Raw genomic sequence first — 24,807 nt, forward strand, 5'->3', positions numbered from 1 at the left:
CGGGTTCGAGTCCCGTCCGCTCCGCCACTACAACGAAGCCTCAGCAGAAATGCTGGGGCTTTTTTGTATGCGTTGAACATAGGCGTCAGTCCTGTGGACTGATGAGTCCCGCAGGGAGGCCTGCCCGACGTTTACGACACCCAGCCCTTCGCCAATAACACTCATTTTGACCGGTATGCTTATATTGGGCTATTTGGTGCCGATGACATAGGTGAGGATCTCGACGATTTGTTCTGGCGTTTTAGCCCAAGCCATTGCAGCTGCGTCGACTTCTTTTAATGGGTGGATAATTTCCTCGCTATGTAAGGTGATATAAGACTTACCTAGCGCTGCGCAGTAGCCGGCATCAAAAGCCGCGTTCCATTGCTTGTATTTGTCGCCAAATCTAATGACAGCAATATCGCATTGTTCAATCATCAGCTTTGTTCGTATCGCATTGACTTTAGAGGATTTGTGATCGCGCCAAAAGCTGTCTGTTTCTTTGCCTAGGACATCACCTGCGGCGTCACTGGCATCGTGATCTGTCACGGCAGAGGTAAATGTTACTGGGAGGTTTTTGGCTTGGGCGCCAGCTATAATTTTCTCTCGCCAGTCGGTATGTATTTCACCTGATAAGTATACGGTGTGTTTCATATTGTTTCCCCTATATCGGTTGTGTTCAGAGGTTGATTAGATAGCTGTTAATAACACCGCTGATGGGCCTTAGACAAGCCAATAATAGTGTCTTCACATTTCTTTATTAATCACTCTCGGATCATTAAATACCATTGCACTATCTCGGCTTTTAAAGATTGGAGGTTAGTTTGCAGGGTTACCGTGGGGTGAATTGGTGATCTCTTCACTCACCCAATTCAATAGCTGTTTGATCGCCCGAGATAGCACTTGGTTCTGGCGCACGATATAGCCCAAGCTGGTGGTTGGGAAATCAGGAAGCGGAGTGATGGTGCTTGTCAGGTTGAGTTTTGGATGGAGTGAAAACGCGGGCACGATGGCAATGCCAAACCCTGCTTCAGCCCAATCGATTTGGGCATCGACACTACCGACTTCCATCACTCGGTATTTAGGTAAGTGGAGGCTAGGCAAAGCCAGATCAATCAGATCTCGGGTGCGGGTATCGTGGCCCAGTAAGATCAGTGTCGGCTCTTCATCCGATGTAGTGATCTTGCCATCCTGTGCCAGCTGCTGCCAATCACTCAGGCCATTTCCCAATGCGCACCAGCGAATTTGACGCAGTTCGGTAAAGTGCAGGGGTTGGCTTTCCTTTTGGGCGATCACAAAGCCTAGATCCGCTCTGGCACTTTTTACCAACTCGGCCGCTTGGGTTGAGGTGGTGTTGAATAGTGAGAGATCGATACCGGGAAATTCCTGTTTGAATAACTGGAAAGGCTTAATCAGTAGTAGGCGAGAGATAATGTCACTTGCCGCAATCGAGAGTGTGCCTTGTGATAAGTCATTGATTGCATTGAGATCTGATTGGCATACCTGCAGTTCTTGCAGTGTTGATTGGGCGCTTTGCAATAAGCGCTCGCCAGCTTGGGTCAGGCGAAACGGGTTGCGCTCAACCAGCTTGACCCGTGTAGCCTGCTCCAAGTGTTTGATATGCAAGCTGACATTGGGTTGGGTCATATGAAGTTCTGATGCCGTTTTACCAAAATGCTCTAACCGAGACAAAGTAACAAAGGTATTAAGCCAATTGAGATCTAACATAAAGGCTCGCTTATTGAACCGCTAACGATAAGTGGGTTTATTCTACGCCCTTTGTCACAAAATCCCATATGAAATCCTTATTGGAGTTATAACGATTATTAATTTTTCTTATTAGCTCAGTCGCCTTAGCATAATCGCATCATTGTTTGGGAGAGTTAATTATGTCGTCTATCGTTGTTGTTGGTGCTAACTGGGGTGATGAAGGTAAGGGCCGAATCGTCGATTTCCTTGCCGAGCAAGCTTCTGCGAGTATTCGTTTCCAAGGTGGTAACAATGCTGGCCACACCGTGGTTAATGATTTGGGAACATTCAAACTGCACCAGCTACCAAGCGGCGTATTTAACCCTGACTGTCTTGCGGTGCTAGGCCCTGGTATGGTGATCAGCCCTGAGCCTCTTACTACCGAGTTAGCAGAAGTTGCAGCTGCAGGGGTTAACGTTAACCTTTGTATCTCTGACCGAGCTACCTTGTGTCTTCCACTCCACGCTCTTGAAGATACTCTAGAAGAAGTGCGCTTGGGTGATGCTGCCTACGGTTCAACCCGTCAGGGCATAGCACCTGCTTACGGCGACCGCGTTATGAAGAAAGGTATTCTGGTTGGTTGGCTGAAGCAGCCTGAAGTATTGTGTGAGCGTATTCAGTTCTGGATGGACTGGAAACTGCCACAGCTTAAAGCCCTATACCCAAGTTTCGAGTTTAGCCAAACAGCACAAGAAATGACTGAGTGGTTGCTAGAAGTGTCGGCGCCATGGCGTGATGCGATTTGTAATGTGACCCTGCCGCTTAAAGCACTGCAGGCTGAAGATAAGAACCTACTATTCGAAGCACAGCTTGGTGCTGGCCGTGACTTAACATACGGTGAATACCCATGGACAACATCATCTAATGTTGTCTCTATGTATGCGGGTATCGGTAGTGGTTTGCCAGCTCTTCGCCCAGAGCGCGTTATTGCCGTAGCGAAAGCATTCAGTTCATCAGTCGGCACAGGAACGCTGATCACTGCGATGGAAGAGCAAGATGCTTTCCGTGAAGCCGCGGGTGAGTTTGGTGCGACAACAGGTCGTCCACGTGACATGGGTTACTTTGATGCCGTTGCGACTAAGAACGGTGTTGAACTTCAGGCGGCGACTGAAATTGCCTTGACTAAGGTGGACTGCCTAAGTGGTCTTAGCGATCTGAAAGTCTGTGTTGCTTACGATGGTGATCACAGCGAAAATCCAATCTGGCCGCAAACCGCTTCTCTAGCACCTGTTTATGAGCAAATGGAAGGTTGGAGCGAAGACATCACCGGTTGCCGTAAGTTTGAAGAGCTACCAGTAGCGGCACAAAATTACGTGCTGCGTATCGAAGAACTAATGGGTGTACCAGTGAAAATGGTTTCTGTCGGCCCAGGCCGTGAACAGATGATCATGCGCTAATTTCGCTTTGAAACTCTATTTATACTGAAAAGCCAGCACCGAGAGGTGTTGGCTTTTTGCTATTTGTTTGTAGTGCTCTATCAGTATTACACTGGCGATTTGAAGGAGTCAGGCTTGAGGGTTAAGACAGAGCAACTAAGTTGGTTGATCATAGACTCTGCGGTGTTGCCCATGAGGAAGCCTGCGATACCTGTACGTGAGAGTGAGCCCAAAATGACCACATCGACGCCTTTTGCCGAGGCATAAAGTGGTAACACTTCCCTCGCTTCCCCTTCGACAATCTCAATTTTGGTATTCACTGAGCTGTTTTGGTGGGGTTCTAACAAAGACTTAAGCCGTTCTATTCGCTCTGCTTTCATCTTTTGTGAGAGTTGCTCGATATCATTATCGTCATAGCCACTCCACTTTCTCAGGTAGCCTTCGGAGTCGAGTCGCCATGCATGGCATAGCGTTAAGTCAGCACCGGTTATTTCGCAATATTCCAACGCAAGCTCAACGAGTTTGGCATTAAAGCCCTGATATTCAATATTGCTAAGATCTATGGCTGCGACAACGTGATCAATAGGTTTGGAGTAAGAGCTGATTGACCAAATAGGGACTTCCGATTTACGGATGATGTTTAAGGTATTACGACCACGTTGGCAGGCTGTTTTTTTATCATCGCGTGTAGAATCAATAACCACCATACTGGCCTGTGATGACTTGGCTTCTTTAACGATTTCTATATGCGGGATACCGATACGTACAAGGGTGTTGAAGGTAATGTTGGGGTATTGAGCATTCAGCACTTCAACATGATGATTCAGCTGCTTATGGTAAAATTTTTCGGCTTCATCAATGATATTGACGGCAGTATTTGAATGCTCGGCCACCTCTTTTAACTCACATAATTCTTCAATAACAGCTAACAGGGTAACTTGCGCAGAACATTGATTAGCAAACCCAAATGCCTGATGAAAGGAATCATTGAGCGGTTGCTCAGGAGCAATGGTAACCAATAGTCGATTGAGTTTCATACGGCCTCCTTAAACACACATAAAATATATGGCTTTTGATTTCAGTGTATATCGGTTGTTTTTCTATTGCCTGCGTGGTTCATGTTTGGTAACAGAAAAGCGCATTTATGAGACGGAATATGAGGTGTGGATCGGACAGAGGCTTCTCGTCGCTTTCATTTGATGTCAGAGGCCACCATGCGGTGGCCTAAAGTGTTTTAGAGGGTTAACTTCCGTTGAGCAAACGGTGGTGAAGCGAGTCCTTCAGTTCAGCCCTCTGATGCTTGAGTTGAAGCATTGCATCATCCTCAATCGGGGAACCATTGAGTTCTAGCACACGGATTTCTTTATCTAACTGATTATATTGCTTGGCATCTTGGGCAAATGCCTCGTTGTTTGCGGATAAAACGGTAATTTTTTCTTTGTATTGCGGAAATTCATGAAGCAGAGAGTGATTTTCTCCTAACATACGACCTCCTAAACCAACCTGAAAAATGTATGTGCACCGGTTTAATTGCACATAATAGGATAGCAGCTTTGGTTATAATGACCTGACTTGCTTCTTAAAAGCCGAGATAAGTGAGATTAAACGTTCTTATTGCAATAACTTGTACCCTGGGTAAAACCAGCTTTCGAGAAGGTGATGCAGCCCTTTGAAAAAGTGATTGGGGTACTGTTTATCCGTTTCGCAGTGGCGATTGTTATTTTACTAGGCCTCTAGAGGGAGGCCTACGGTTAACCCGCTGTCACAATCAGGCCCAAAGGTTCGAGCAGTTGCTCTTGTTGCCAGTCACAGATCATGACGCCTTTGAGGCTGACTCTTCTTATGTCCATTCCAGTTAAATCAACCTGGCACAGATTACACTCTTCAATATCAAATTGTCCCCAACTCTCTGGTGAAAATTCTCCCCGGCTGAGATCTGAGCCTTTGAGTGAAGCACCAAGCAAGTTGGCACCTATCCAGCGGTTTTCAAAGAGCTCACACTTCTCCAGTTTCTGGTTTTCCAGGTTGGCGTAGGCGAGATTGCTTGCCGAAATATAGGCAGAGCAAAAGTAGCTATTTTGAGTCAGATAGTTGGCAAAGCTGGCTTGGGAAAAGTTAGCCCCTTTGAGATTACAGGCACGAAGTTCGATGCCAAAACATTGCGCCCCTCTGAAGTCTGCCATGCTGAGGTCACAGTCTCTGAAGCTGGCCTCTTTGAGCTTGGTGTATTCAAAACGGCAACCTTTTACATCGCCACGTTCTATGAATTGGCACTTAATGAATTCAGCCTCGTTCAGGTTAGTCCTGCTGAAGTTACAGCGAATGAAGGTGCAGTTTTCAAATTTGGTATATTCAAAGTTTTGTTCAGAAAAATCGTGATCAATATAGTGTTGGTCTTTCATTGGAAATGGCCAGTATTTGCGGTCTATATGCTGGCAGGTTACATGCAAAACCGGCTGTAAATCCAGAATATTTTGATGCGAAAAGTGATTTTTTCGAGTGTTAATAAATGGCGACAAATAGCCATCAAACAAGCCACCTAAGCCTTTATCTTAAATTGTTTTAATGGGCGTTCCTGTGCTCTCTAAATCTTCGTATAGACCGCCTTAGGGGGTTGCATGTCGATTTGTTTTTTCAGTACTTAGGTTTGTTCTTTGATGGACGCCTTGAATGGTGGAAGGGGGGGGATTCGGATGTGTGAAGGACGCATTAAGAGGGAAGCCTGGTGCCTGTCACAGGCACCAGGAAATGGGCATTAAATCATTTTATTACCGGTGAGATCTTCAACTGTGCCATTTTGTAGGTCGACGTAGAAATGATCTGCTGGTTTAGCTTTGCTCAATTGGTGATAGATTCGAGCTAATGACGCGAATCGTGTTAATAGTACCGACAAGGTAACTTGCTCTAGCTTAATACCGCCGCCACTAGATGGGTTTTGGTCTACATAGTCAGTTTCCCAATCAATATTTTCCAGATCGCCATTAGCATCATTGTGCTTGAACATTTCCATTGCAACACGTATTGGTACTAATAGTTGATAATTCAGATCCTGCAGTGCGAGTTCGTCACCATTGCGTTGATAGAGGGTAGCAAGGCACAACTGCTCAAAACCTACCGCAATCATTTGTTCACGTCCCAGCAGGAACTTGGTGTTGTGTGCATCAACGTTATCAAGGGCAGTGATGGCTTCGTGTTCTAGACCCCAATCAGCGAAGATAGCAATAATCTCGTCGTTGCTTGCTTCTGCAGTCATTGCTTTAATCAAGGTTTGAATCTGCGGGTTATTCAACTTTCCTTCATAGCACGATAGCATCATCAACCAGTAAAGCGGCGTGGCAGCATCAAATAATGCGGTGACATCATCACCCCAGCCATTTTTAAGTCGCATGTGCATTAACACATCCAAATGGCGGTACATGAAGTCACGGTAGTCGGTTGCTTCCAGCATTTTTGCCCACTGTACGTCTGCACCGGCCCACTCACGGTGATCTTTCTCGCGCAGGTAGTATGGGAACAGGGCATCGAAGTCGCGCACGTCCTGTAAGGTCTTGGTTTCTACTTCGAACAGTGTTGGTGAGTGGCAGGTCACTACTTTGTATGATGGCGTGTAGGCAGCCAGAGATGGTGCCTGAATATTGACCAAAGTGCCGTTTTCACCCTGATGGATAGCGGTATCGTTAACATGGATGTGACCGCCGAACTGCACTTTCACACCGGCGTCAAGCACATGCTGCGCAGTATCGCTTGAAGGTACGCGGGTGTTGTTGTATGAACCATCGTTGAATACATAGTAAAAGTCGTTTGCGCTCGAGTTGAGGTACTCGGTTGCTGGGTAATGGCTAAATACAATCAGCGTTTTGCCCTCAGCTTCAGCACGTGCCGTTACATTGGCTAGCCAGTCCATTACCTGAGGCTTGTATTTCTTGCCTTCTTCCCAGCCGATAGAAGCGTGGCTCCAGCTGGTACCGTCTTCAGTAGGCAAGTAGATATTCATGTCGACAGAAACAATCCAGAGGCCTTCAACTGGCTCGGCCAGATAGGTGGCATCTGGACACCAGAATGTTTTACCACCGTCTTCCTTGCTGATCATAAGACCGCGATCTTCAAACTTATCGCTGCCCCAGGGTGTTTCGTAGCTGACATAGCTTGGTTTATTCTGAAAACCGTAGTACCCCAACACGTCAAACATTTCCTGATAGCCCGTGGCCCACATTCCTTGCGTAATGTGTTGGCCTATCAGTACATTATTTGGTGTGAAGTTGCGGTCCTCATCACTGGTTACCGCGATGCTGGCCCCGGTGTGATGTAAGAAGTTCTTTGTTTGGTGGGCACCATATGGCCGAACAGGATCATGGTTGCCATTAGTCAAAAAGAATTCAAAGCCGTACTTTTCAATATATGGTTCTACAACACGGTTAAACCCTTTTAAGGTGTCTACTTGGCCATCATCAGAGAAGTCGCCTAGTAAACAAATATATTTAATGCCTTGTTGACCTAACTCTTCTAGTGCTTCAATAAAGGCAAAGTAGTTTTCGTTGAACATACGCGTTGATTCACATGAATCTTGCATGCTCCGAATTGTCACTTCATTGTTAAATTTAGAAAACTCATAATCACCAAACACATCATGAAAATGAACATCGGCAAGCATTGCAACTTTCACACCAGCAATATTGGTTTTACTATCTGAGGAACTGCTGCTGTTACAAGCGGTTAGAATTGATGCGGATGCTGCAACGGTGCCAACCTTAGCCACGCCACCAATAAAACTACGGCGGGTAATATTTTTTTTATCAAACATTTTTAGTTCTCATTCTGAAAACGCTTAAAGTATTTTTGAAATATTTCAGAAATATAACGAAATGATTTCATTTCTATTGATGAGATACGGTGTTAGCGGTTGAATTGATATCAGTCAATTAAAGGTGTTTAAAATTGATGAAGTTTCAATTTTATATGCCTGTTTTTATCAGTGCTTTTATAGGCTTTTTGTTGTTTTTGAGATGAGGTGTTTTATACGTTTCTATATTTGGTTATCACTAAAGTAAATTGCTCCTTAAGAAGTAACTAATGATTTGTGGGGGGTAACACCATTTAACCGAATGAATAAATGTTGCAAATCACTGCTCTATTGATGGGAGATACCGCAGTATGAATGAGTTACCATTTGGTGCGATTATGGCTGCATCGGTCATCGTGACCGTACCGTTGATCTTATTGGTGTTGGTATTCCAACGGAAAATAGTATCAGGTTTAACCGCTGGGGCTGTTAAAGGATAAGCCCATTAGCTCGCCTAAAGCGAGTACCCGAAAAATAAGGGTGCAGTAAAAAGCTGAGTGTATAGCTCAGCTTTTTTGATCTGTTACCCGCATCACTGTTTATCAACTTGAAACAAAAATGTGACTAGCTCAGTGTTCAGAGTCATGTTTTAATTGCACAATATTCAAAAGAAAAAATGATAATAGACTTCAGGGACTAACATGGTGACAGTGAAAAGAGCAGCAGCAGGGATAGCAATGGCTTTTTTGTCGTATTCAGCAGCGGCTTCAAACACGCTTTCTGATACCCGTAGTGTTGGTATGGGTGGCGTTGGCGTTGCATCAGCCAGCTACCTGACGGCGAGCTTTCATAATCCGGCATTGGCAACACAGAATAAACGCCATGATCGTTTTGGCATGATCCTCCCGGTAGTCGGAGCTCGTGTATTCGATGGCGATGATCTACATGATCGGGTTGATGAGTTTCAGGATTTGAATGACCTATTGGCTGCCAATCCCAGTGACCCTGCTCTACAGGAACAATGGAGAGCGGCACTGCTAGACCTAGATAATGAGCGTATTGATGGTGATGCCAATGTTGGAATGGTCATTGCCATCCCAAACCGTGTGATCAGTACCAACTTCTTTGTATCTAGCCATGCTATGGCTCTTTTGACTACAGATATTGACGAGAACGATCTCAATCACAATGAGATCGCGAACTCTAATGCTCAGGGCGTTGTGGGTGGAACGGTCGATATTGGCTTTACTTTTGCCAAAGAGTTTATCTTTTTAGATCGAGACTTGAGCTTGGGTATTTCGCCGAAGTTCCAACAACTATTGGCTTATAATTATCAGGATAACATCGATACTTTCGATGATGATGACTTTGATTTTAGTTCTGATTATGTCGATAAGTCTGCGTTTAATGCTGACTTGGGTGCTGCCTACGCGCTAAGCCGAAATGTGATGCTGGGCTTGAGTGCGCAGAACGTATTCTCTCAGTCACTAAAAACCAATGTCAGCAATGGTAACCAAGATACTTTTGAAGTTAATGCCCAATATACTGCAGCGGTGGCTTATAATCACCCGCGTTTCACTGTAGCGGCGGATGTTGATTTAAACAGCAAAAAGCCATTTAAAGAGCAGGCTTACAAAACTCAGTTTGCCCGTATTGGTTTTGAAGCGGATGCATGGCGTTTGGCTCAGCTGCGTTTTGGCTACATCCATAGCATGACGAATTATGCCGATGATCTGTTTACAGCCGGTATTGGCTTGAAGCCCTTTGGCAAGTTCGGGTTAGATATTGCAGCCATTTACGGTAATGAAGATAACTACGGTGCATCAGCTCAATTAGTATTCCACTTCTAATTTCACCTGAAGTGTAAGTAGAAGACGATTGTTTGTCAGCGTTAATCATTAGCTAATTATAACAATCGTCTTTTTTTCGCCTTTCTTAAGTCGACGCACAATATTATTTTGAGTGATTCATGAAGCCTTGTAGCTCAAGGTAGTGAAGTACGGTCTCTGAATAGTCGACGTGTGATTCTCGGGTATATTTCAGGCTGGTGTAGATTTGTGCAAGATTCTTCACATCCGACTCTTCTATTCTCGCTTTTAGCTCCGGATAAGACATATACCGATTCCAACCATCGGTTTCTCGCTGGTGGTAGATAGCCTGTATTTCTTCATCACTATAGTCATGGTAGGTTTCTTTATGGACCAATCCTTCAAGCGGCAAACGGTCTCTTATTTCAGGCTCCTCAGCTGCATACCCTAGTGAGTATCCCACGATAGGGACGACACCCGGTGGAAGTTTTAAAATTTCACCGATTTGGTCGCAGTTTGCTAGTGTTGAGCCCATGTAGCAAAGTCCTAATCCTTTGGCTTCGGCAGCTATTGCCACATTTTGCGAGACCAAGGTGGCATCAATTGCAGCAATCATGAAGCTCGCAAAATTATCGAAGTTCTGGCTGGCATCGTTGAGTGTTAGCCATTTTTTCATCCGTCTGAAATCGGCGCAGAAAGTCACAAGCAAAGGTGCATCAACAACCATGTTTTGCTTCATATGCGGCCCGAACAACGCTTCACGACGGTCTTTGTCTTTGGTGACGATAACGGAATATGCTTGCATGTTCCCGGATGATGAAGCTCTGATCCCGGCTTGAAGGATCTCATCTAATACATCGTCACTAATGGGCTGGTTGGTATATTGGCGAATAGAGCGGTGAGAATGGAGGTGAGAGAGAATATCCACAGTGTATCCTTACAACGTGATGGAAAACAAATAACCAAGTTATCACGAGACTTGATATTAATAATCTAAAAGAAATCATCACGTATTGTAAGAGGTTCTGCTGTCACTTATTGAGGTAAACTACTAATAAATCAGCCTCTACGGCATTGGCCAGCTTAGGTACGGATGAGAATAATCGGCTGAAGAATTTATGATGATGGCCGCAAACCACTAAATCGATATTCATTTCCTTAACGATGCCCGAGAGCTTTACATGGAGATCGCCAACCACTACTAAGGTGTCTTCTACAGGGTAATTGCACTGTTCAGCCAGAGTTTGTAACTCTTTCTGTCGTTCGAGTTTTTCTTTTTGTTCCAGCATAACTCGATCAACACCGACATAAACAAAGGTAAGTTTACAATTCGCGTTTTTAGCTAATGAGACCGCTTTATCAATCACTATCTGGCTGGATTGAGATAAATCAACAGCGACTAATATATGCTCATAGCTCATCATGTTTCTCCATGCTTATTGTTAGATGTTCCTCTTAAGTCTAGCCGTAATCCACGATTGGTCAGCGGTGTCGTTCAACTCCCTTCTCTTTTTACTTATCAGTCATCACCTTGCCGGTATTATTTTGTGGATTTAGCTTTATCAGGTTGTGAGAGTGTTTTGACTTATTTTAATGGTTTATCAATAGGTATAAGCTATTGAAATAGTGGGTTTAATCTGCTTGACCTAAAGTGATAAAAGAGCATACTAATCTCATCGACAGGGAACAAAAGATTGAGTTCCAGTTGTAGTATTTTCTGATTAAAACCGAAGGAATTGATTATGTTCGAGTCAAAAGAAGGCCAAACTGTACCACAGGTCACTTTCCATACCCGTCAGGGCGATCAGTGGGTAGACGTCACAACACAAGAGCTATTCGCAAATAAAACCGTTATCGTCTTTTCATTGCCAGGTGCCTTCACACCAACGTGTTCAAGTTCGCACCTTCCTCGTTATAACGAACTCGCATCGGTTTTCAATGAACACGGTGTTGATGATATTCTTTGTGTCTCAGTAAATGACACCTTTGTTATGAATGCGTGGAAAGCAGATCAAGAAGCTGAAAAGATTACTTTTATTCCAGACGGTAATGGTGAGTTTTCTAAAGGTATGGGGATGCTCGTTGCGAAGAATGAGCTAGGTTTTGGTGATCGCTCATGGCGTTACAGCATGCTGGTTAAAGATGGCGTCGTAGCGAAGATGTTTATTGAAAACGATGAACCGGGCGACCCGTTCAACGTTTCTGACGCAGATACCATGTTGGAGTACATTGCCCCGCAACATAAGCTACAAGAATCGATTACGGTGTTCACTAAGCCTGGTTGTCCGTTCTGCGTCAAAGCGAAGCAAAACCTTCTCGATAAAGGCCTTCAGTATGAAGAAGTTGTACTAGGCAAAGACGCAACAACCGTTAGCTTACGTGCTATTTCTGGTCGTAGTACTGTTCCACAGGTATTCATCGGTGGTAAACACACTGGTGGTAGTGAAGAGCTTGAAGCTTTCCTAGCGAGATAAAACGTATGCTATAAAAAGTGGGCAGGGCATTAGTTCTGCCCATTTTTTTTCAAAAATAGTCATCTTACTTTATTAGTAATAAAAGCTATTTGCTCAATACTATACCCAATAAAATTAATTCATAATCTCTTGCTGTGATGATGGTAAGAAAGTAGTTGCTAATTCGCAATGCTAAATTTCATTTTTAATTGTTTAATATAATTTGTTACCGAGTATTATATTTGTAGCGCAAGATAATTGTTCTATTTGGATTATTCCTTTCCTTGTCATTTGGCCCGTCCTTTTTTATGAAATTAATTTTCAATATAAAAAAGCACATCATTGATATATCAAAGATGTGCTTTAATTATAAAATACTATTAGTTTGTGACTAAATAATGGATATGTTAATTATTCAACCATTTTGAAATTATCTCGCCAACTTGAGCAGTATTTTGGTATTGATGATGCTCGCCAATAACCTCAACACAAGTGATATGCTCCATACCTAAAATTACATGGTTGATATCTTGATATGATCCAAAAGGATCATGGTCCTCTTGGATAATCAAAACTGGTAACCCTTGGTTATTTAAAGTCGGTAGTAATTCCTTTTCTTTATTTGAATACAGACTCCAAGCAATGCCAATAAAAATCAATCGATCCCAGCTGATCTTTTGTAGTGCTTTTAAAGTAATCAGCGTTCCAATGGATTTGGTAATAATCACATCATAATGACCCGATGGTAGGTATTCGACTTCTGCTTGTATGCTGAATTCACTCTCGTCATCCCAAGCGTTATAACGATGAATATCAACATCTTCATTTATCCAAGGTGTTTCATCAATAATATCTTCTAACCATGATTGAGTTGCAGGCATTTTTCCTGGTATTGCTAAAATCTTCATATTTGCTCTTTATCTAATTCAAATCATTGGTCTTTATGAACGGTGATTGGAAAATCACTGTTCAATCATTTTCATATCAATGATTATAGGAAGATGATCGGTAACGGCTGGCCAATTAAAATTTGCATATTTAGTATTACTTTGTGGCACTACAATCTCTTCAATTTTCCACCTTTGAGCTTTACTCGTCATTACATAGTCCACTTGAATTTCGGGATTACTTGCAGGCCAACTACGGAAATCTACCTTTTCATCATTAAGGTTATTCCAGTAACGTGAAAGTTCCTGATAGGTGATGGATTCTGGCACATCGTTCATGTCACCCATCAAAATCTTGATACCGCGTGTATCAATAGCTGTATCGTTCAGTGCACGAACTTGCTCCACTCGCATTGATGGGTTTTCTTTTGTATCTAGGTGTGTATTGTAAACCGTTATAGGAGCCTCAAAGCCTGGGACATCAATATGCGCTTCAAAGGCTATTCTTTGTTCTCTATTACCTGAAGGAAGTTCAATAATGTCAGTTTTGAGAATAGGGTACTTAGAAGCAATGGCAAGACCATATTGCCCACCATCAAAGTCGATGGCTCTGCCAAATTCGATATTCAACCCAGTCAATTCTGCTAGTTTCTGTGGTTGGTCGACGTTTCCACCTCGATGAGTTAATACATCAACTTCTTGAATAGCGATAACATCGGCTTCTAGCGCTTTAATTGCTTTGGCAATTTCAGTTAGAGATGAAACTCGTGATGCAGCCATATTAAAAGTAGCAATACGTAACTCAGGTGCTTGCTGTTCAGAGAAATTTTTATTTATTAGATCTGACTGGGCTTGATAAGGCTCTCGGTGTCCCCCAGCGAGTGCTGATGCAGAAATAACAAATGACAATGGTAGTAGCAAGCTCTTATATTTCATATATCCACTTCTTGTATGGGGTGTAGTTATTTATTTTTCGTTGTGAATTATCCCTGTTGTTAGCAAGTTGATTCTGAGATCTAGATCACGAAATTATTGTGTTTGGTGTCGGTATTGATCAATATTAATTAACGTAGTATTCAGTCATAATTAATTACTGAGTCTTGTTTTTTTTGTTTCAGTTATTAATTATTACTCTTGATACCCCCTATATTTCAGCGACTTCTACACTTTAATATTGTCTGTGTTTGCGGAGGTTGTGCGGGTGCGGAATCTGGTTAGAAAGCTCATCCTTTGCCTTGGATTGTCGTTGTTACTCACTGCAGGGCTAGGTGCGCAAACGCTGCCGGATATCGACTTTGTCGATAGCGAAATCGAGCGTTTAAATACTGATAACCCCAAAGATGACGATCTTATTGGGCAATATCAAAGCTTGGCGCAGAGTTTAAAAAGCCAGAAAACGTTGGCTGAAGAACAAGAGAAGCTGCGTACCCTCATTACTCAGTTTCCTGAGCAGAGAACGCTGTTGAGCAAAAAGGTCCAAGAGGCTGATCAGCTTCCTATTTTCCAAACCAATCAGCTTGAATCCTATGATGATTTGTCCCAAGCTTTGGCGCGCTTAAGTGCTTCGCTCAGCGAATGGCAGGCTGCATCGAAAGCCAATGCCGACCAACGCAAGAAGCTAAACGATTCAAGAATTACATTGCCAAAAGAAATTGCCAGCCTTAACAGCCAGTTGGAGCAAACATCGCTAGCGGTGATAGATAGTACTGATAAGCTGCGAGTGTGGCTTGCCGCAGCTAATTCAGCAACTCTACTGTTGGAAAAAGACAAGAAGCTTCTGGAGCAGCAAACTTTGGATGAACGCAGTGAGTTGCTTCAGCTTGAGAAGACGTTACTAGTAAAGAAAATTGATTTGGCGACCCCATTACAAGTTCAACTGCAAAAGCGGCTGACCGTTATAGAGCAGGGATCGGCCAAGGCGCTGATCATCAAAGCTGAGCAAATCACTCGAGAGCTTTACCATGACAAGGTTCCACAATCGGAAGAAAACACACCTCGGCAAGAGAAGGCGGGCAAGTTGCTGGCCCTTGCCAAAGAGTTAGAGCAAGTATTGCTGGATGTGGATGGTGCTCGGGTTGAGATTCACCGCATCCAAGCGGAAAGACAGAGCCTCACCGATGAGCAAGTGCTTATTAGAAACAATTTGGATTGGCTGAGAGAAAGTACGGCCTTCGGTGCCTCTATTCGGGCTCAGTTACAGCGTTTACCGACTCGAGTCTCTGTGAATGTGATCCCTGATCAAATCGCCAAGGCTCACATCAGAAAGTATGAAATCAGCCAGCTTCGCTCGGATGTCATGCTTAATGAGCAAGCAATTAGCTATAAGCCAATGGCTAAGACCGATGTTGAAGAAGATGAGTTAACTCAGCTTGAACAGCAGAACAAAGAACTGCATAAAGAGTTACTGAGTCGGTTAAGCCAAGAGTACGACAAACTGATCACCGAACTGAGCCGTCTGCAAGCAGCGAGTATCCTGTATAAGGATGAGGTGAATAATGCCCGTTCTTTTTTGCGCGAACAGCAGTTATGGATTCGCAGTAACCTGCCATTATGGAAGAACCTTACGCGCTTTGAGATGGACGTGTGGTTCGGTGCTCATACTCCTCTCAAGGTTATGTTCGAGCGCACAACACAACAGCAACAGATGACATTGGCGTTATCTGTTGCTGGCTATACTCTGCTGTTTATTTTATTGAGAATGAAGCTATCTCGCCTGAGTGATCGGCGCAGACTGGAGTATAAAAGCCTCTTCGGGCACCCGCTTAAAGATAAATTTCGATACACCTTGATTCTGTTTTCTCTCGCCTTGTTCCGAGCAGTGATTTGGCCGCTGTGGTATGGATTGACTGCCCTTGGCATTTATTGGCTATGGCCTCAACCTACCTCCGGTGATCTGCCATCGCTGATCACGGCCAGTGCGTGGGGATTATTTGTACTGGAACTTATTCATGGCTTAACCGCGAAGGATGGGGTGTTGGATCTACATCTTAATTGGCCATCGGAAATTTGTCGGTATCTACATCGTGAAAGCCGCCGACTTCGCTGGCCTTTAATCGTTATTCTGCTTGCTTTGTATTGTTCTGAATTGGTATCTGGCGAGAAAGAAGCCGAAGCCTCGCGGGTGCTATTTTTGCTGTTGGTTAGCTGCATGACGTATATCTATGCTTTTCTGTTCAAGCGAGAACGGTTACCCATGGTGTTGCCGACGCCGCTGCATCAGGGCTTTCCGTTGATGTTGATCCGAGGTTTAGTGATTGGCTCGTTTGGGGCCATTATGTTGATGTCGATCCTCGGTCTGTACCTCGCCTCTTGGGTGCTACTCAATTACCAGCAACTCACCTTATTTTTGATGCTGGGGGTGTTATTGGTTTATCAAATGGGGGAGCGCTGGCTTAAGCTGGAACACCGGCAACTCAGTTATCAGCGTCTGTTGGAAAGGCGTGAAGAGCTTATTGCCCAGCAACAAGAACAAGCCGAAGAGCCGCCAGAATTGGCAGAGCTGCGAGAGGTGATGCCAGAAGTAGAAGAGAATAGTCTAGATGCTGAACAGGTAAGTGAGCAGTCGCTTACGCTGCTGCGAGGACTTTCTTTGATTGGGTTGGTAATAGCCATGCTGACTCTGTGGTCGAGCGCTCTTGAGATGACAAGTTGGCTCGGTAAAGTGGTGGTGTGGCAGGTGAGTGAGCTGGGTGAAACGGGTGTGGTGATGGTTGATATTACCTTGCAGTCGCTGATTTATGCGCTGATCACCTTGCTGGTGACCTTCATCGCGGTGAGAAACCTACCCGGAATTTTGGAGCTGCTGGTATTACGCCGGCTAGATCTGTCACCAGGAACAGGCTACGCTGCCACCACTGTCTTACGCTATTTACTGATGCTGATCGGGGTGTTTAGTGCTTGTTCGTTGACCGGCTTTCAATGGTCGAGCCTACAGTGGCTGGTCGCAGCATTCGGGGTCGGGTTGGGGTTTGGCCTGCAGGAAATTTTTGCCAATTTTATATCGGGTTTAATTATTCTATTCGAGCGGCCAATCCGGATTGGTGACATTGTGACGATCAATGATTTGTCGGGAACCGTCAGTAAAATCAAAACCCGGGCGACCACCATCATTGATTGGGATAACAAAGAGATAGTCGTTCCCAATAAAGCATTCATTACCGAAAAACTGATCAACTGGTCATTAACCGATCCGATCACCCGTATCGTGATCCCCATTGGGGTCGCCTATGGTTCGGATATCGAGAAAGTTGAGCAGTTGCTGTATCAGGTCGCTAATGAACATCCTCTGGTGCTCAAAGATCCTCCTCCTTCTGTATTCTTTCTGGCATTTGGTGCCAGTAGCCTCGATTTTGAATTGCGGGTTTATATCACCGCCATTGATCATCGCCTGTCTACTATTCACCTGATCAACAAGAGTATTGATAGCCTATTTCGTCAAAATGGTATCGAAATTGCCTTCCCGCAAATGGATATTCACGTACGTGATGTGAAGCAGGGAAAAGAGAACCCGCCTGGCGATTAGAACTTGTTGTAACAACCATTTAACGTCATGATGAATAGAGAATTAATGCTAGAAAGGAAGCAAAATGACTCAGCAAACCTATCCCATTACTGGCCAGTGTCAATGTGGTCAAGTGAGCTATACCCTCAAAGAAGCACCGCTTATGGTCGCTGCCTGCCATTGCCAAGAATGCCAGACGTTAGCTACTGCCCCGTTTAGTGTGACAGCAATTGTTGCTGCTTCGTCGATTGAGTTTAAGGGGGAGATGAAAGAGTGGTCTCGACCTACTGATAGTGGTGGTGTCAGTGCGGCTACATTCTGCCCGGACTGCGGCAACCGTGTTTACCACTACGACCCGAATATGCCCGAGAAGATCAAACTGAAATTGAAATCTCATCAGGACGCTGATTCCATTTTGTATAAGCCGACTGTACATATTTGGGTCAGTGAAAAACAAGACTGGTATCAGATCCCTGAAGGGGTTAAAACCATCGACGGCCAGCCTTAAAGTTGTAGCGAGATTGATAGCGGGCAATGGTCACTGAGTTGAAACTGTTTAAGCTGTTGGTCTGAGAATAGATACTCAGAAAAGGATACACCGTTATCCTTTTCTGTCATCCGGCTATCAATAATGAAGTGATCGATAAATTCGGGGTATTGCCTTATTTCCCATTGTCGTTTTCGCCTGTTATAGCCCTGCGAGCTGCATTGGCTTGCTATTCCCTTCGTCATCAATATCGGATCGGATGACACCGAAGTCATTAGTGTCTGCCAATGTTTGTCTCCCTTGCTCGCCAACCGGCGGTTAAAATCCCCCAAAATAACAAAAGGCTGTTTTTCCGCTTGGCGCTGTGATATCCATTTGGCCAACACCTTGAATTGCTTAAGTAGGACCGTACAGTTTTTATTGCGGTGACGGTTATTGTAACAACCGCTTTTAAGATGCACGTTCAATACCCTCAATGAAGGTTTAGCGTTGTGATATACCGATACATCGACACCATAGCGCAGGTATTGGTTTTTCCAGATATCGAGCTGATGGAGATCGGGATGTCGCTGGTAATCTATTCCTTTCCTTATCGCAAAGCCGATAAACTGCGGCCATATCTCGTGGTTGTTTATTGTTTGCCTGCTTGATAATTCAATCTGATACTTGTTGAGTGAGATTATCTTGCCTAACGATTGGTGGTTAGCCACTTCTTGAAAAGCAAAAACGTCAGGTGAAATATCATTGATAATACTTGCCAACGCTTGATAGTCGCTGGTGGTTCTCGTTGGAATGTTCGCGTGGTTCTTTTCTTTAGGGAGCTCGTCTGAGAGCCAATTGAGGTTCCAGGTGGTGATGGTTAAAAGTTCAGAGGCATTGTCCTTGGCGAAGCTATGAGCAAGAGGGGGCATCATCCCAATGAGAAGCAGAAAAGCTAAACGGTGGTATTCCATCAAATTATTTTCCTCTAGAAAAGAGATTATTAGGTTGGCATAGAAAAGAGAGCAATCAATGAACTGGCAAAAGAGATGCGAAGGATAAAGGCTTTTACTGCAACGAGTTGATAGTTTGCAGAGGAAACTTGAGTATTATTATTCTGGTTAAGCGAGATCTCTTACTCAATTCATAAGGTTGCAATTTAACCAACGTTTACTTATGCGTATTTAGTTGATTCTGGGTTGGGGTGAAATCAGGGATTCACAAAAACAGACATTTAAAAGAGTGAGCAGTTATCTCTGGTTACAAAAAAGTGAGAACGAATATATTATCAACTTGTTCAATCATGAATTAACTATTATCAACGACTCTATGTCGGGTGGATTACAGTAGGTGGTTAATTTTAAACGTTTTAACTTGACAGTTAATGAACTGATTTGCATAAATTATGTTACTTGGTAATTTTAATTTTCAATGAGAAAAAAAGCGAATATAACGAGTTGTTTTTTGCGATTTCTCAGGCTTGCCTTGAATTTTAATCAAGCAATTGTTAGTCTCCGCGCCTCATTATTTATGCCCACCTCATTGGTATGTGATGGGCATTTCGTTTTTACTTTTCGATTAAAAAGTATTACAGGATATTCTTAAACAAAAATTATGAGTAGTACGTCAAAGAGACACCACTCCATAGATACATATAATCCAATAAATAAATACAGTATTGACACCACAGATTACCAAGTTGGTCAGGATAATATTCAAAAATGGGGTATTGATATACATAATGCCGTTTTTGGAATTAGCGCTGGCCTCATCATTCTCCTCCTCTCTGCACTCCTCCTCGTTGATCCAACCACCGCCAATGAAACACTAAGTAGCGTTCGTAACAGTATTATGGCGGAATTCGATGCTTTCTTTATGTGGTCAACGAACTTCTTTGTTTTATTTACTATTGTATTGATTATATCGCCATTTGGTAAAATCCGGATTGGTGGTAAACAAGCAAAAACTGAGCACTCCACTCTGTCTTGGGTAACGATGTTATTCGCTGCCGGTATGGGTATTGGACTCTTGTTTTGGGGAGTTGCTGAGCCAACAGCTTACTTTACTAATTGGTGGGGAACGCCCTTAGATGTTGAACCCTATACGGCAGAAGCAAAATCATTAGCACTTGCTGCGACGGTCTACAATTGGGGTATCCATGGTTGGGCTATTTACGGCGTTGTCGGGCTTGGTCTGGCTTTCTTTGCATACAACAAAGGGCTTCCACTCTCAATCCGTTCGGTATTCTATCCGATTATTGGTGACAGGACATGGGGCTGGGCAGGACACGTCATCGATGTAATGGCAGTACTTGCAACGTTGTTTTCTCTCGCGACATCACTTGGCCTTGGCGCACAGCAAGCCGCGAGTGGTATTAATCACGTCTTTGGAATTGAAAGTGGTATTGGCTTACAACTATTGGTCATTGGCTTAGTTACCTTAATTGCTATTGTCTCGGTTATTCGTGGCATTAATGGCGGTGTCAAAGTTTTGAGTAATACCAACATGTTGTTTGCATTTGCCTTACTGGCATTTGTATTGGTAATTAATTCAGATGTTATTGTCGTCTCCATTCCTGAAACTTTTGTTGCATACGCAGAAAACTTTGTCGCTTTGAGTTATCCACATGACCGCAATGATGTTGGTTGGATGCAAGGTTGGACAATATTCTACTTCGCATGGTGGATTTCATTAGCTCCATTTGTTGGTATGTTCATAGCGCGTATATCGAAAGGTCGAACAGTTCGTGAATTCTTGTGTGCTGTTATCTTTGTACCTACATTCGTTACATTGGTATGGATGGCGACGTTCGGTGGTATTGCTATCAATCAAGTGATAAATAAAGTCGGTGAACTAGGTACGAATGGTTTGACTGATATATCGTTATCCTTATTCCACGTATTCGATGCGATGCCATATGGTAATGTGTTGTCAATGCTGTCTATCGTATTAGTGTTAGTCTTTTTTATTACGTCATCAGATTCTGCTTCTCTTGTTGTCGACAGTATTACGTCGGGCGGGAAGGTGGATGCACCTGTAGCACAGCGTATTTTCTGGGCGATAGTTCAAGGTGTTATTGCTGCAGCAATGCTATGGCTTGGCGGTACCGAATCGTTGCAGGCCCTGCAAGCGGGGGTTGTAACAACGGGATTACCTTTTACTCTTGTAATTTTGATTATGAGTGTGGGTTTGATTAAAGGCTTGAACTCTGAACGTTCGCTATATAAGTGATGATTAAAGTGGTAGGGGTTATGTCTGTAAGCTTATGATATAAAAATTAATGTAATAATTATAACGGTCTCAAATATATATTTGAGACCGTTTTTCCATGGGGTTGAGTGAACGTAAAAGAGGCCACATTTCCGAACTAAATACATCGATTCAAATATCGCATCTTACTCATGAAAAAAGTAGTTATATACGATAGAGCAATAGTTAAAAGTGCTACAAATGGTATATAAATATATACATCCATTTTGTTGAGTAACCACTCTTCACCAATTGAGGATATTGACTTAATAAATAGTGGATGAATAAGATAAATTCCGAAACTAAGCTCGGAAAAATGACTTAATTTCAAATCTATGTTAGATTTTTCCTTTATTATGAAAAATAAAGCCACGGATACAGCAACAATATTAATGCTTAAATACGAATAAAAATAAATATGAGTAATGAAATAACTACCCACAATGGTTATTAATAAAGCAATTGCGGATAATGGCAAGCAATGACTCGCTTTTATATTTACATTATATTTGGCTATATACCCACCTAAACAAAAATATCCTAAGTAACTTAAAAAATCATTTGTAAATAAGCTAACCTTCGCACTTAAATCAAAATATAAAAGAACAACATTTGAAAGAGCAGAGAGCATCGCTAATATAAAGCAAATGCTAATAAAAGCAGAGAGCTCTTTTCTTGTGATTGAGTTTTGAATTACCCTCAAAATAGGCGTCATGAGATACAAAAAAGGTATCATAAAAAGATACCAAAGGTGATAGTAAGGCTCACCAAGTGCCCATCCTCTAGCAACGGTAAAATAGGCTGTAGACATATCACCTTTAAGAAAGTATTTTAAAAGTACCCATAGGGAATAAAATAAAGACCAAAATATTAGAGGGATCAGTATTTTCTTCATTCTTTTTTTGAAAAAAACAGAATTTGGTTCGTTTTTATTGAGTAAAAAATAACCGCTAATCATGATAAATAACGGAATACACCACATAGTTAATGATGCATATATATTGCCAGCCCACCAGCTACGACTTCCGTATATAGGGTTGGAAATATCAATATCACCAACAAAATCAGAAGCGACATGTAATAAAACAACTGCAAAAACAGAAAATACTCGTAAGTTATTCGCCCACAAAGAAAAGAACCCCGTCAATTTTTATCAAAGTCTAACACTGAAGTTGGATTGATTACACTTATCCCAACGAGTGCTGTTTAAGGTTAATTCTAGCATTGGCTCAGTTTTGTCCAATAGCATTACAGTAAATTGCTAGTTGGTCGTTTTGCTGAAGAGCAATTATAAAAAAGGGCAGATAACCTGCCCTTTGAGTTAGCTATTTAAAAGTGTTTTCTCCTTGTTTTATCAGCGGTACAAGGGAACGATAAGGTATTTGGCTTGTGTTAATTGGGCGAGCTGGCGGAGTGTTCCTTCAGCGATAAGTGCAATGCCTTGGTAAAATTCTGTTTCAGCGTTTTTGCTCATTAACTGCAACATGCGAGGTGCCCATGTAAGAACATGCTCAGTAAGGAATGTTGTTAACGGCAATACTTCCAGCGTTTCATCGCTCTCTAATTGTTCGGCAATGCATTCACACAGATGAGCAATAAAAGAGAATATCAACCCGATATGATCATCAGGCTCACGTTCTCCTGTATCCACTTCTACACCGAACTGGGCGTAGAAAAAGCGGATGTCGAGTGTTTGAATGCCAAAGGTGGTTTGTTCTTCATTAAGGTACACCGATGCCCAAGGCGCAGCACCTAGAGTGTTTGGCCCGACAAAGAGGTTTGCAAAGTCAGCGTTAACATCACTTAACTGTGCTTTTGACATGATCAGAGAGATTCCGTCGGAGAGTGTTGAGTTCGTTACTTTAACAGGCCAATCATTGACGATTTTATCATCGTAGATCGAGTTTAAAAATTCTTGGGTCGGAGCTTGATGCAATGAGCGATACAAAAATCGCGATACCAGCGATAAGCCGATGAAGGTTTGGCTGTTTTTTTCTAGCATAACTCTTCCGAAAATGAGAGGACTGAATACTCAGCCCTCTAAATTACTTGTTAATTATAATAATCGCATAGCGGTGATTAGTGGTTGTTACATACCGCTACTTGCGCTGATGTATACATCGTAGAAAAATATTCGGCCGACAAGCTCAGAGCTTAGGATCAAAGCGAAGCTCAAAAACAAAAAGGATGTACTTTGGGCTTTTACTTTTGCATTACTCATAAGCCAAAGGGCTAACCCAGCAAATAGCAGGCCGATACGAGCAGCGATTAAGCTGACCGAATTGCTCACAACGTCAAAGGGATTAAACGATACATCGAGTCGTCCAAGCCAAACGAGGTAAGCCGCATAGCCTGTTAGTGCTATCAGTGTGAAAAGCGCTGCTGATAATGCAAGACCGCGCTCAGTTTGCGCAGGTGCTTCATGATCTAACGCTGATTGGGCGCGCAAAATAAACGCCGCTGCAACTGGACCAACAACGGCTGCTGTCATTAAGAACTGGAATGGGGTAAAGCCAGTGCTCCAGGTCGGAACCGTCGCTAGCGTATATACGTTGGCAATGGCGAGGACAAACACTATACCAAGCCCCATGGCTACCGGTAATAACAGCTTTTGCAGGCGAGGGTTGTAGTCAATGAATCGCATGCCCGTGTAAAGAGCGGCACTACCTCCGAATAGACTTAACGCGACGATTTCAAGGCTGAGCGCACTTCCATGGGCTAAGCCAAACGCAACATTGAACATCCGAAAAGGTTGTCCAAGGTGCGTTATTGAAGCCGTAGCCCCGATTGCTAATAGTACCAATGCAACCATAAAGCTGCGGGTCATTATTTTTTGATCTGGCTTATACAGTAGCTCGATAAGTCCAAATGCGATAAACATGCCAACAGCACTTTGGGCTAATACGGTAAAGAAAACGAGAGATAACTGGCTCATACTCCGACCTCCGTTGGGTTTTGAATACTACCTTTCTTATCACCCGTGAGTTTGCTTCCTTTGCTTGTGGTGATGATAAGGTTAGGACTTGTCAATCGAGGGTCTGGTAATGGAGCAATATCTGCTCGTGAACCATACTTCTCAACTAATTCATGCATCGGCCCGAAGTCTAGGGCTCGAAGTGGGCATGACTCGACACAAACAGGTTTCATCCCATCCGCAATTCGATCATAGCAACCATCGCATTTCGTCATGTTTTTCTTGGCTGGATCATATTGAGGAGCACCATAAGGGCACGCCATTTCACAATAGCGGCACCCCACACACACATCTTCTTGAACGACCACTAAGCCATCTTCAGAACGCTTATGCATTGCACCTGTCGGGCAGGCTTTTACGCAAGCAGGGTTATTACAGTGGTTGCAACCAATAGACATATAGTAAGCAAATACGTCATTGGAGTAGGTGCCATCACTGTTCATTACCCAGTCACCGCCCGCATACTCGTAAACACGGCGCCAGTTCACACCAACGGGAAGATCTTTTCTATCTTTACAAGACACTTGGCACGTTTTACAACCCGTGCATTTACTTGTATCAACGTGGAAACCATATTGAATCATT

Annotated in this window: 21 protein-coding genes and 1 pseudogene; 7 read left to right on the forward strand and 15 right to left on the reverse strand. The window is 43.3% G+C overall.

The genetic code is table 11. The features are described 5' to 3' along the window. Nucleotides 1-189: 189 nt before the first annotated feature. Together ACVA58_RS25455 and ACVA58_RS25460 are read right to left on the reverse strand one after the other, a co-directional pair. Nucleotides 190-633, reverse strand: a complete 444-nt coding sequence (locus tag ACVA58_RS25455) for a YtoQ family protein (protein WP_446513064.1) — start codon at nt 631-633, stop codon at nt 190-192. A 165-nt stretch (nt 634-798) separates the two neighbouring features. Next, nucleotides 799-1,707 (reverse strand): LysR family transcriptional regulator, encoded by a 909-nt coding sequence (locus ACVA58_RS25460; RefSeq protein ID WP_446513065.1) that lies wholly within the window; start codon nt 1,705-1,707, stop codon nt 799-801. 161 nt (nt 1,708-1,868) lie between these two features. On the opposite strand from ACVA58_RS25460, the gene ACVA58_RS25465 reads away from it, so the two are divergent. After that, nucleotides 1,869-3,125, forward strand: coding sequence for an adenylosuccinate synthase (locus ACVA58_RS25465; protein WP_446513066.1), 1,257 nt, complete (start codon nt 1,869-1,871; stop codon nt 3,123-3,125). A gap of 86 nt (nt 3,126-3,211) precedes the next feature. Here the strand turns inward: ACVA58_RS25465 and ACVA58_RS25470 are convergent, their stop codons facing one another. The 4 genes from ACVA58_RS25470 to ACVA58_RS25485 form a co-directional block, all read right to left on the reverse strand. Beyond that, nucleotides 3,212-4,141 carry a universal stress protein gene (locus ACVA58_RS25470; RefSeq protein WP_446513067.1) on the reverse strand — a complete coding sequence of 310 codons (930 nt, stop codon included), beginning with the start codon at nt 4,139-4,141 and terminating at the stop codon, nt 3,212-3,214. A 205-nt stretch (nt 4,142-4,346) separates the two neighbouring features. Further along, nucleotides 4,347-4,589, reverse strand: coding sequence for a YdcH family protein (locus ACVA58_RS25475; protein WP_446513068.1), 243 nt, complete (start codon nt 4,587-4,589; stop codon nt 4,347-4,349). A 266-nt stretch (nt 4,590-4,855) separates the two neighbouring features. Next, nucleotides 4,856-5,506 carry a Qnr family pentapeptide repeat protein gene (locus ACVA58_RS25480; protein WP_446513069.1) on the reverse strand — a complete coding sequence of 217 codons (651 nt, stop codon included), beginning with the start codon at nt 5,504-5,506 and terminating at the stop codon, nt 4,856-4,858. A 353-nt stretch (nt 5,507-5,859) separates the two neighbouring features. Beyond that, nucleotides 5,860-7,905 (reverse strand): metallophosphoesterase, encoded by a 2,046-nt coding sequence (locus ACVA58_RS25485; RefSeq protein WP_446513070.1) that lies wholly within the window; start codon nt 7,903-7,905, stop codon nt 5,860-5,862. A 356-nt stretch (nt 7,906-8,261) separates the two neighbouring features. Between ACVA58_RS25485 and ACVA58_RS25490 the strand changes: the two are divergent. After that, nucleotides 8,262-8,384: pseudogene (locus ACVA58_RS25490) on the forward strand (carbohydrate ABC transporter permease); the annotation flags it as partial. Nucleotides 8,385-8,585: 201 nt separating this feature from the next. Beyond that, entirely contained in the window at nt 8,586-9,734 is a 1,149-nt protein-coding gene (traF, locus tag ACVA58_RS25495; protein WP_446513071.1) for a conjugal transfer protein TraF, read from the forward strand. 103 nt (nt 9,735-9,837) lie between these two features. On the opposite strand, the gene ACVA58_RS25500 is transcribed toward traF, so the two are convergent. Then, complete coding sequence (locus tag ACVA58_RS25500; RefSeq protein WP_446513072.1) at nt 9,838-10,620, reverse strand: nitroreductase family protein; 783 nt, start codon at nt 10,618-10,620, stop codon at nt 9,838-9,840. 103 nt (nt 10,621-10,723) lie between these two features. Next, on the reverse strand, nt 10,724-11,113 hold the full coding sequence (locus tag ACVA58_RS25505) for a universal stress protein (RefSeq protein ID WP_446513109.1): 390 nt from the start codon (nt 11,111-11,113) through the stop codon (nt 10,724-10,726). A gap of 321 nt (nt 11,114-11,434) precedes the next feature. On the opposite strand from ACVA58_RS25505, the gene ACVA58_RS25510 reads away from it, so the two are divergent. Continuing rightward, nucleotides 11,435-12,166: a glutathione peroxidase gene (locus ACVA58_RS25510; protein ID WP_446513073.1), complete on the forward strand. Its 732-nt coding sequence runs from the start codon at nt 11,435-11,437 to the stop codon at nt 12,164-12,166. A gap of 386 nt (nt 12,167-12,552) precedes the next feature. Here the strand turns inward: ACVA58_RS25510 and ACVA58_RS25515 are convergent, their stop codons facing one another. Together ACVA58_RS25515 and ACVA58_RS25520 are read right to left on the reverse strand one after the other, a co-directional pair. Then, the gene (locus ACVA58_RS25515) at nt 12,553-13,053 is read right to left on the reverse strand and encodes a hypothetical protein (RefSeq protein ID WP_446513074.1); all 501 of its coding nucleotides are present in this window, start codon (nt 13,051-13,053) and stop codon (nt 12,553-12,555) included. A gap of 54 nt (nt 13,054-13,107) precedes the next feature. Beyond that, nucleotides 13,108-13,968: an endonuclease/exonuclease/phosphatase family protein gene (locus tag ACVA58_RS25520; protein ID WP_446513075.1), complete on the reverse strand. Its 861-nt coding sequence runs from the start codon at nt 13,966-13,968 to the stop codon at nt 13,108-13,110. A gap of 265 nt (nt 13,969-14,233) precedes the next feature. Between ACVA58_RS25520 and ACVA58_RS25525 the strand changes: the two genes are divergently transcribed. Together ACVA58_RS25525 and ACVA58_RS25530 are read left to right on the forward strand one after the other, a co-directional pair. Next, nucleotides 14,234-17,554 carry a mechanosensitive ion channel domain-containing protein gene (locus ACVA58_RS25525; RefSeq protein ID WP_446513076.1) on the forward strand — a complete coding sequence of 1,107 codons (3,321 nt, stop codon included), beginning with the start codon at nt 14,234-14,236 and terminating at the stop codon, nt 17,552-17,554. Between the two features lie 64 nt (nt 17,555-17,618). Continuing rightward, nucleotides 17,619-18,041: a GFA family protein gene (locus tag ACVA58_RS25530; protein ID WP_446513077.1), complete on the forward strand. Its 423-nt coding sequence runs from the start codon at nt 17,619-17,621 to the stop codon at nt 18,039-18,041. Here ACVA58_RS25530 and ACVA58_RS25535 read toward each other — a convergent pair. After that, on the reverse strand, nt 18,038-18,973 hold the full coding sequence (locus ACVA58_RS25535; protein ID WP_446513078.1) for an endonuclease/exonuclease/phosphatase family protein: 936 nt from the start codon (nt 18,971-18,973) through the stop codon (nt 18,038-18,040). The two genes, ACVA58_RS25530 and ACVA58_RS25535, sit on opposite strands and share 4 nt — an antisense overlap. A 640-nt stretch (nt 18,974-19,613) precedes the next feature. Between ACVA58_RS25535 and ACVA58_RS25540 the strand changes: the two genes are divergently transcribed. Continuing rightward, entirely contained in the window at nt 19,614-21,230 is a 1,617-nt protein-coding gene (locus ACVA58_RS25540) for a BCCT family transporter (protein ID WP_446513079.1), read from the forward strand. 136 nt (nt 21,231-21,366) lie between these two features. Here the strand turns inward: ACVA58_RS25540 and ACVA58_RS25545 are convergent, their stop codons facing one another. The 4 genes from ACVA58_RS25545 to ACVA58_RS25560 all read right to left on the reverse strand — a co-directional run bounded on the left by ACVA58_RS25545 (nt 21,367) and on the right by ACVA58_RS25560 (nt 24,806). Then, on the reverse strand, nt 21,367-22,377 hold the full coding sequence (locus ACVA58_RS25545; protein WP_446513080.1) for an acyltransferase: 1,011 nt from the start codon (nt 22,375-22,377) through the stop codon (nt 21,367-21,369). Nucleotides 22,378-22,602: 225 nt separating this feature from the next. Next, a complete protein-coding gene (locus ACVA58_RS25550; RefSeq protein ID WP_446513081.1) occupies nt 22,603-23,250 on the reverse strand; it encodes a TorD/DmsD family molecular chaperone in 648 nt (215 codons plus the stop codon). A gap of 87 nt (nt 23,251-23,337) precedes the next feature. Further along, the gene (locus ACVA58_RS25555; RefSeq protein ID WP_446513082.1) at nt 23,338-24,183 is read right to left on the reverse strand and encodes a dimethyl sulfoxide reductase anchor subunit family protein; all 846 of its coding nucleotides are present in this window, start codon (nt 24,181-24,183) and stop codon (nt 23,338-23,340) included. Further along, nucleotides 24,180-24,806 carry a DMSO/selenate family reductase complex B subunit gene (locus tag ACVA58_RS25560; RefSeq protein WP_255043371.1) on the reverse strand — a complete coding sequence of 209 codons (627 nt, stop codon included), beginning with the start codon at nt 24,804-24,806 and terminating at the stop codon, nt 24,180-24,182. The genes ACVA58_RS25555 and ACVA58_RS25560 overlap by 4 nt, the downstream gene beginning before the upstream one ends. Nucleotide 24,807: the final 1 nt, after the last annotated feature.

This window comes from Photobacterium sp. DNB22_13_2, from assembly GCF_052873915.1.

What these genes read in the sequence shown, in the direction of transcription:
- ACVA58_RS25455 (WP_446513064.1), bottom strand. Translation starts at nt 633, where the DNA reads ATGAAACACACCGTATACTTATCAGGTGAAATACATACCGACTGGCGA.
- ACVA58_RS25460 (WP_446513065.1), bottom strand. Translation starts at nt 1,707, where the DNA reads ATGTTAGATCTCAATTGGCTTAATACCTTTGTTACTTTGTCTCGGTTA.
- ACVA58_RS25465 (WP_446513066.1), top strand. Translation starts at nt 1,869, where the DNA reads ATGTCGTCTATCGTTGTTGTTGGTGCTAACTGGGGTGATGAAGGTAAG.
- ACVA58_RS25470 (WP_446513067.1), bottom strand. Translation starts at nt 4,141, where the DNA reads ATGAAACTCAATCGACTATTGGTTACCATTGCTCCTGAGCAACCGCTC.
- ACVA58_RS25475 (WP_446513068.1), bottom strand. Translation starts at nt 4,589, where the DNA reads ATGTTAGGAGAAAATCACTCTCTGCTTCATGAATTTCCGCAATACAAA.
- ACVA58_RS25480 (WP_446513069.1), bottom strand. Translation starts at nt 5,506, where the DNA reads ATGAAAGACCAACACTATATTGATCACGATTTTTCTGAACAAAACTTT.
- ACVA58_RS25485 (WP_446513070.1), bottom strand. Translation starts at nt 7,905, where the DNA reads ATGTTTGATAAAAAAAATATTACCCGCCGTAGTTTTATTGGTGGCGTG.
- traF (WP_446513071.1), top strand. Translation starts at nt 8,586, where the DNA reads ATGGTGACAGTGAAAAGAGCAGCAGCAGGGATAGCAATGGCTTTTTTG.
- ACVA58_RS25505 (WP_446513109.1), bottom strand. Translation starts at nt 11,113, where the DNA reads ATGAGCTATGAGCATATATTAGTCGCTGTTGATTTATCTCAATCCAGC.
- ACVA58_RS25510 (WP_446513073.1), top strand. Translation starts at nt 11,435, where the DNA reads ATGTTCGAGTCAAAAGAAGGCCAAACTGTACCACAGGTCACTTTCCAT.
- ACVA58_RS25515 (WP_446513074.1), bottom strand. Translation starts at nt 13,053, where the DNA reads ATGAAGATTTTAGCAATACCAGGAAAAATGCCTGCAACTCAATCATGG.
- ACVA58_RS25520 (WP_446513075.1), bottom strand. Translation starts at nt 13,968, where the DNA reads ATGAAATATAAGAGCTTGCTACTACCATTGTCATTTGTTATTTCTGCA.
- ACVA58_RS25530 (WP_446513077.1), top strand. Translation starts at nt 17,619, where the DNA reads ATGACTCAGCAAACCTATCCCATTACTGGCCAGTGTCAATGTGGTCAA.
- ACVA58_RS25535 (WP_446513078.1), bottom strand. Translation starts at nt 18,973, where the DNA reads ATGGAATACCACCGTTTAGCTTTTCTGCTTCTCATTGGGATGATGCCC.
- ACVA58_RS25540 (WP_446513079.1), top strand. Translation starts at nt 19,614, where the DNA reads ATGAGTAGTACGTCAAAGAGACACCACTCCATAGATACATATAATCCA.
- ACVA58_RS25550 (WP_446513081.1), bottom strand. Translation starts at nt 23,250, where the DNA reads ATGCTAGAAAAAAACAGCCAAACCTTCATCGGCTTATCGCTGGTATCG.
- ACVA58_RS25555 (WP_446513082.1), bottom strand. Translation starts at nt 24,183, where the DNA reads ATGAGCCAGTTATCTCTCGTTTTCTTTACCGTATTAGCCCAAAGTGCT.
- ACVA58_RS25560 (WP_255043371.1), bottom strand. Translation starts at nt 24,806, where the DNA reads ATGATTCAATATGGTTTCCACGTTGATACAAGTAAATGCACGGGTTGT.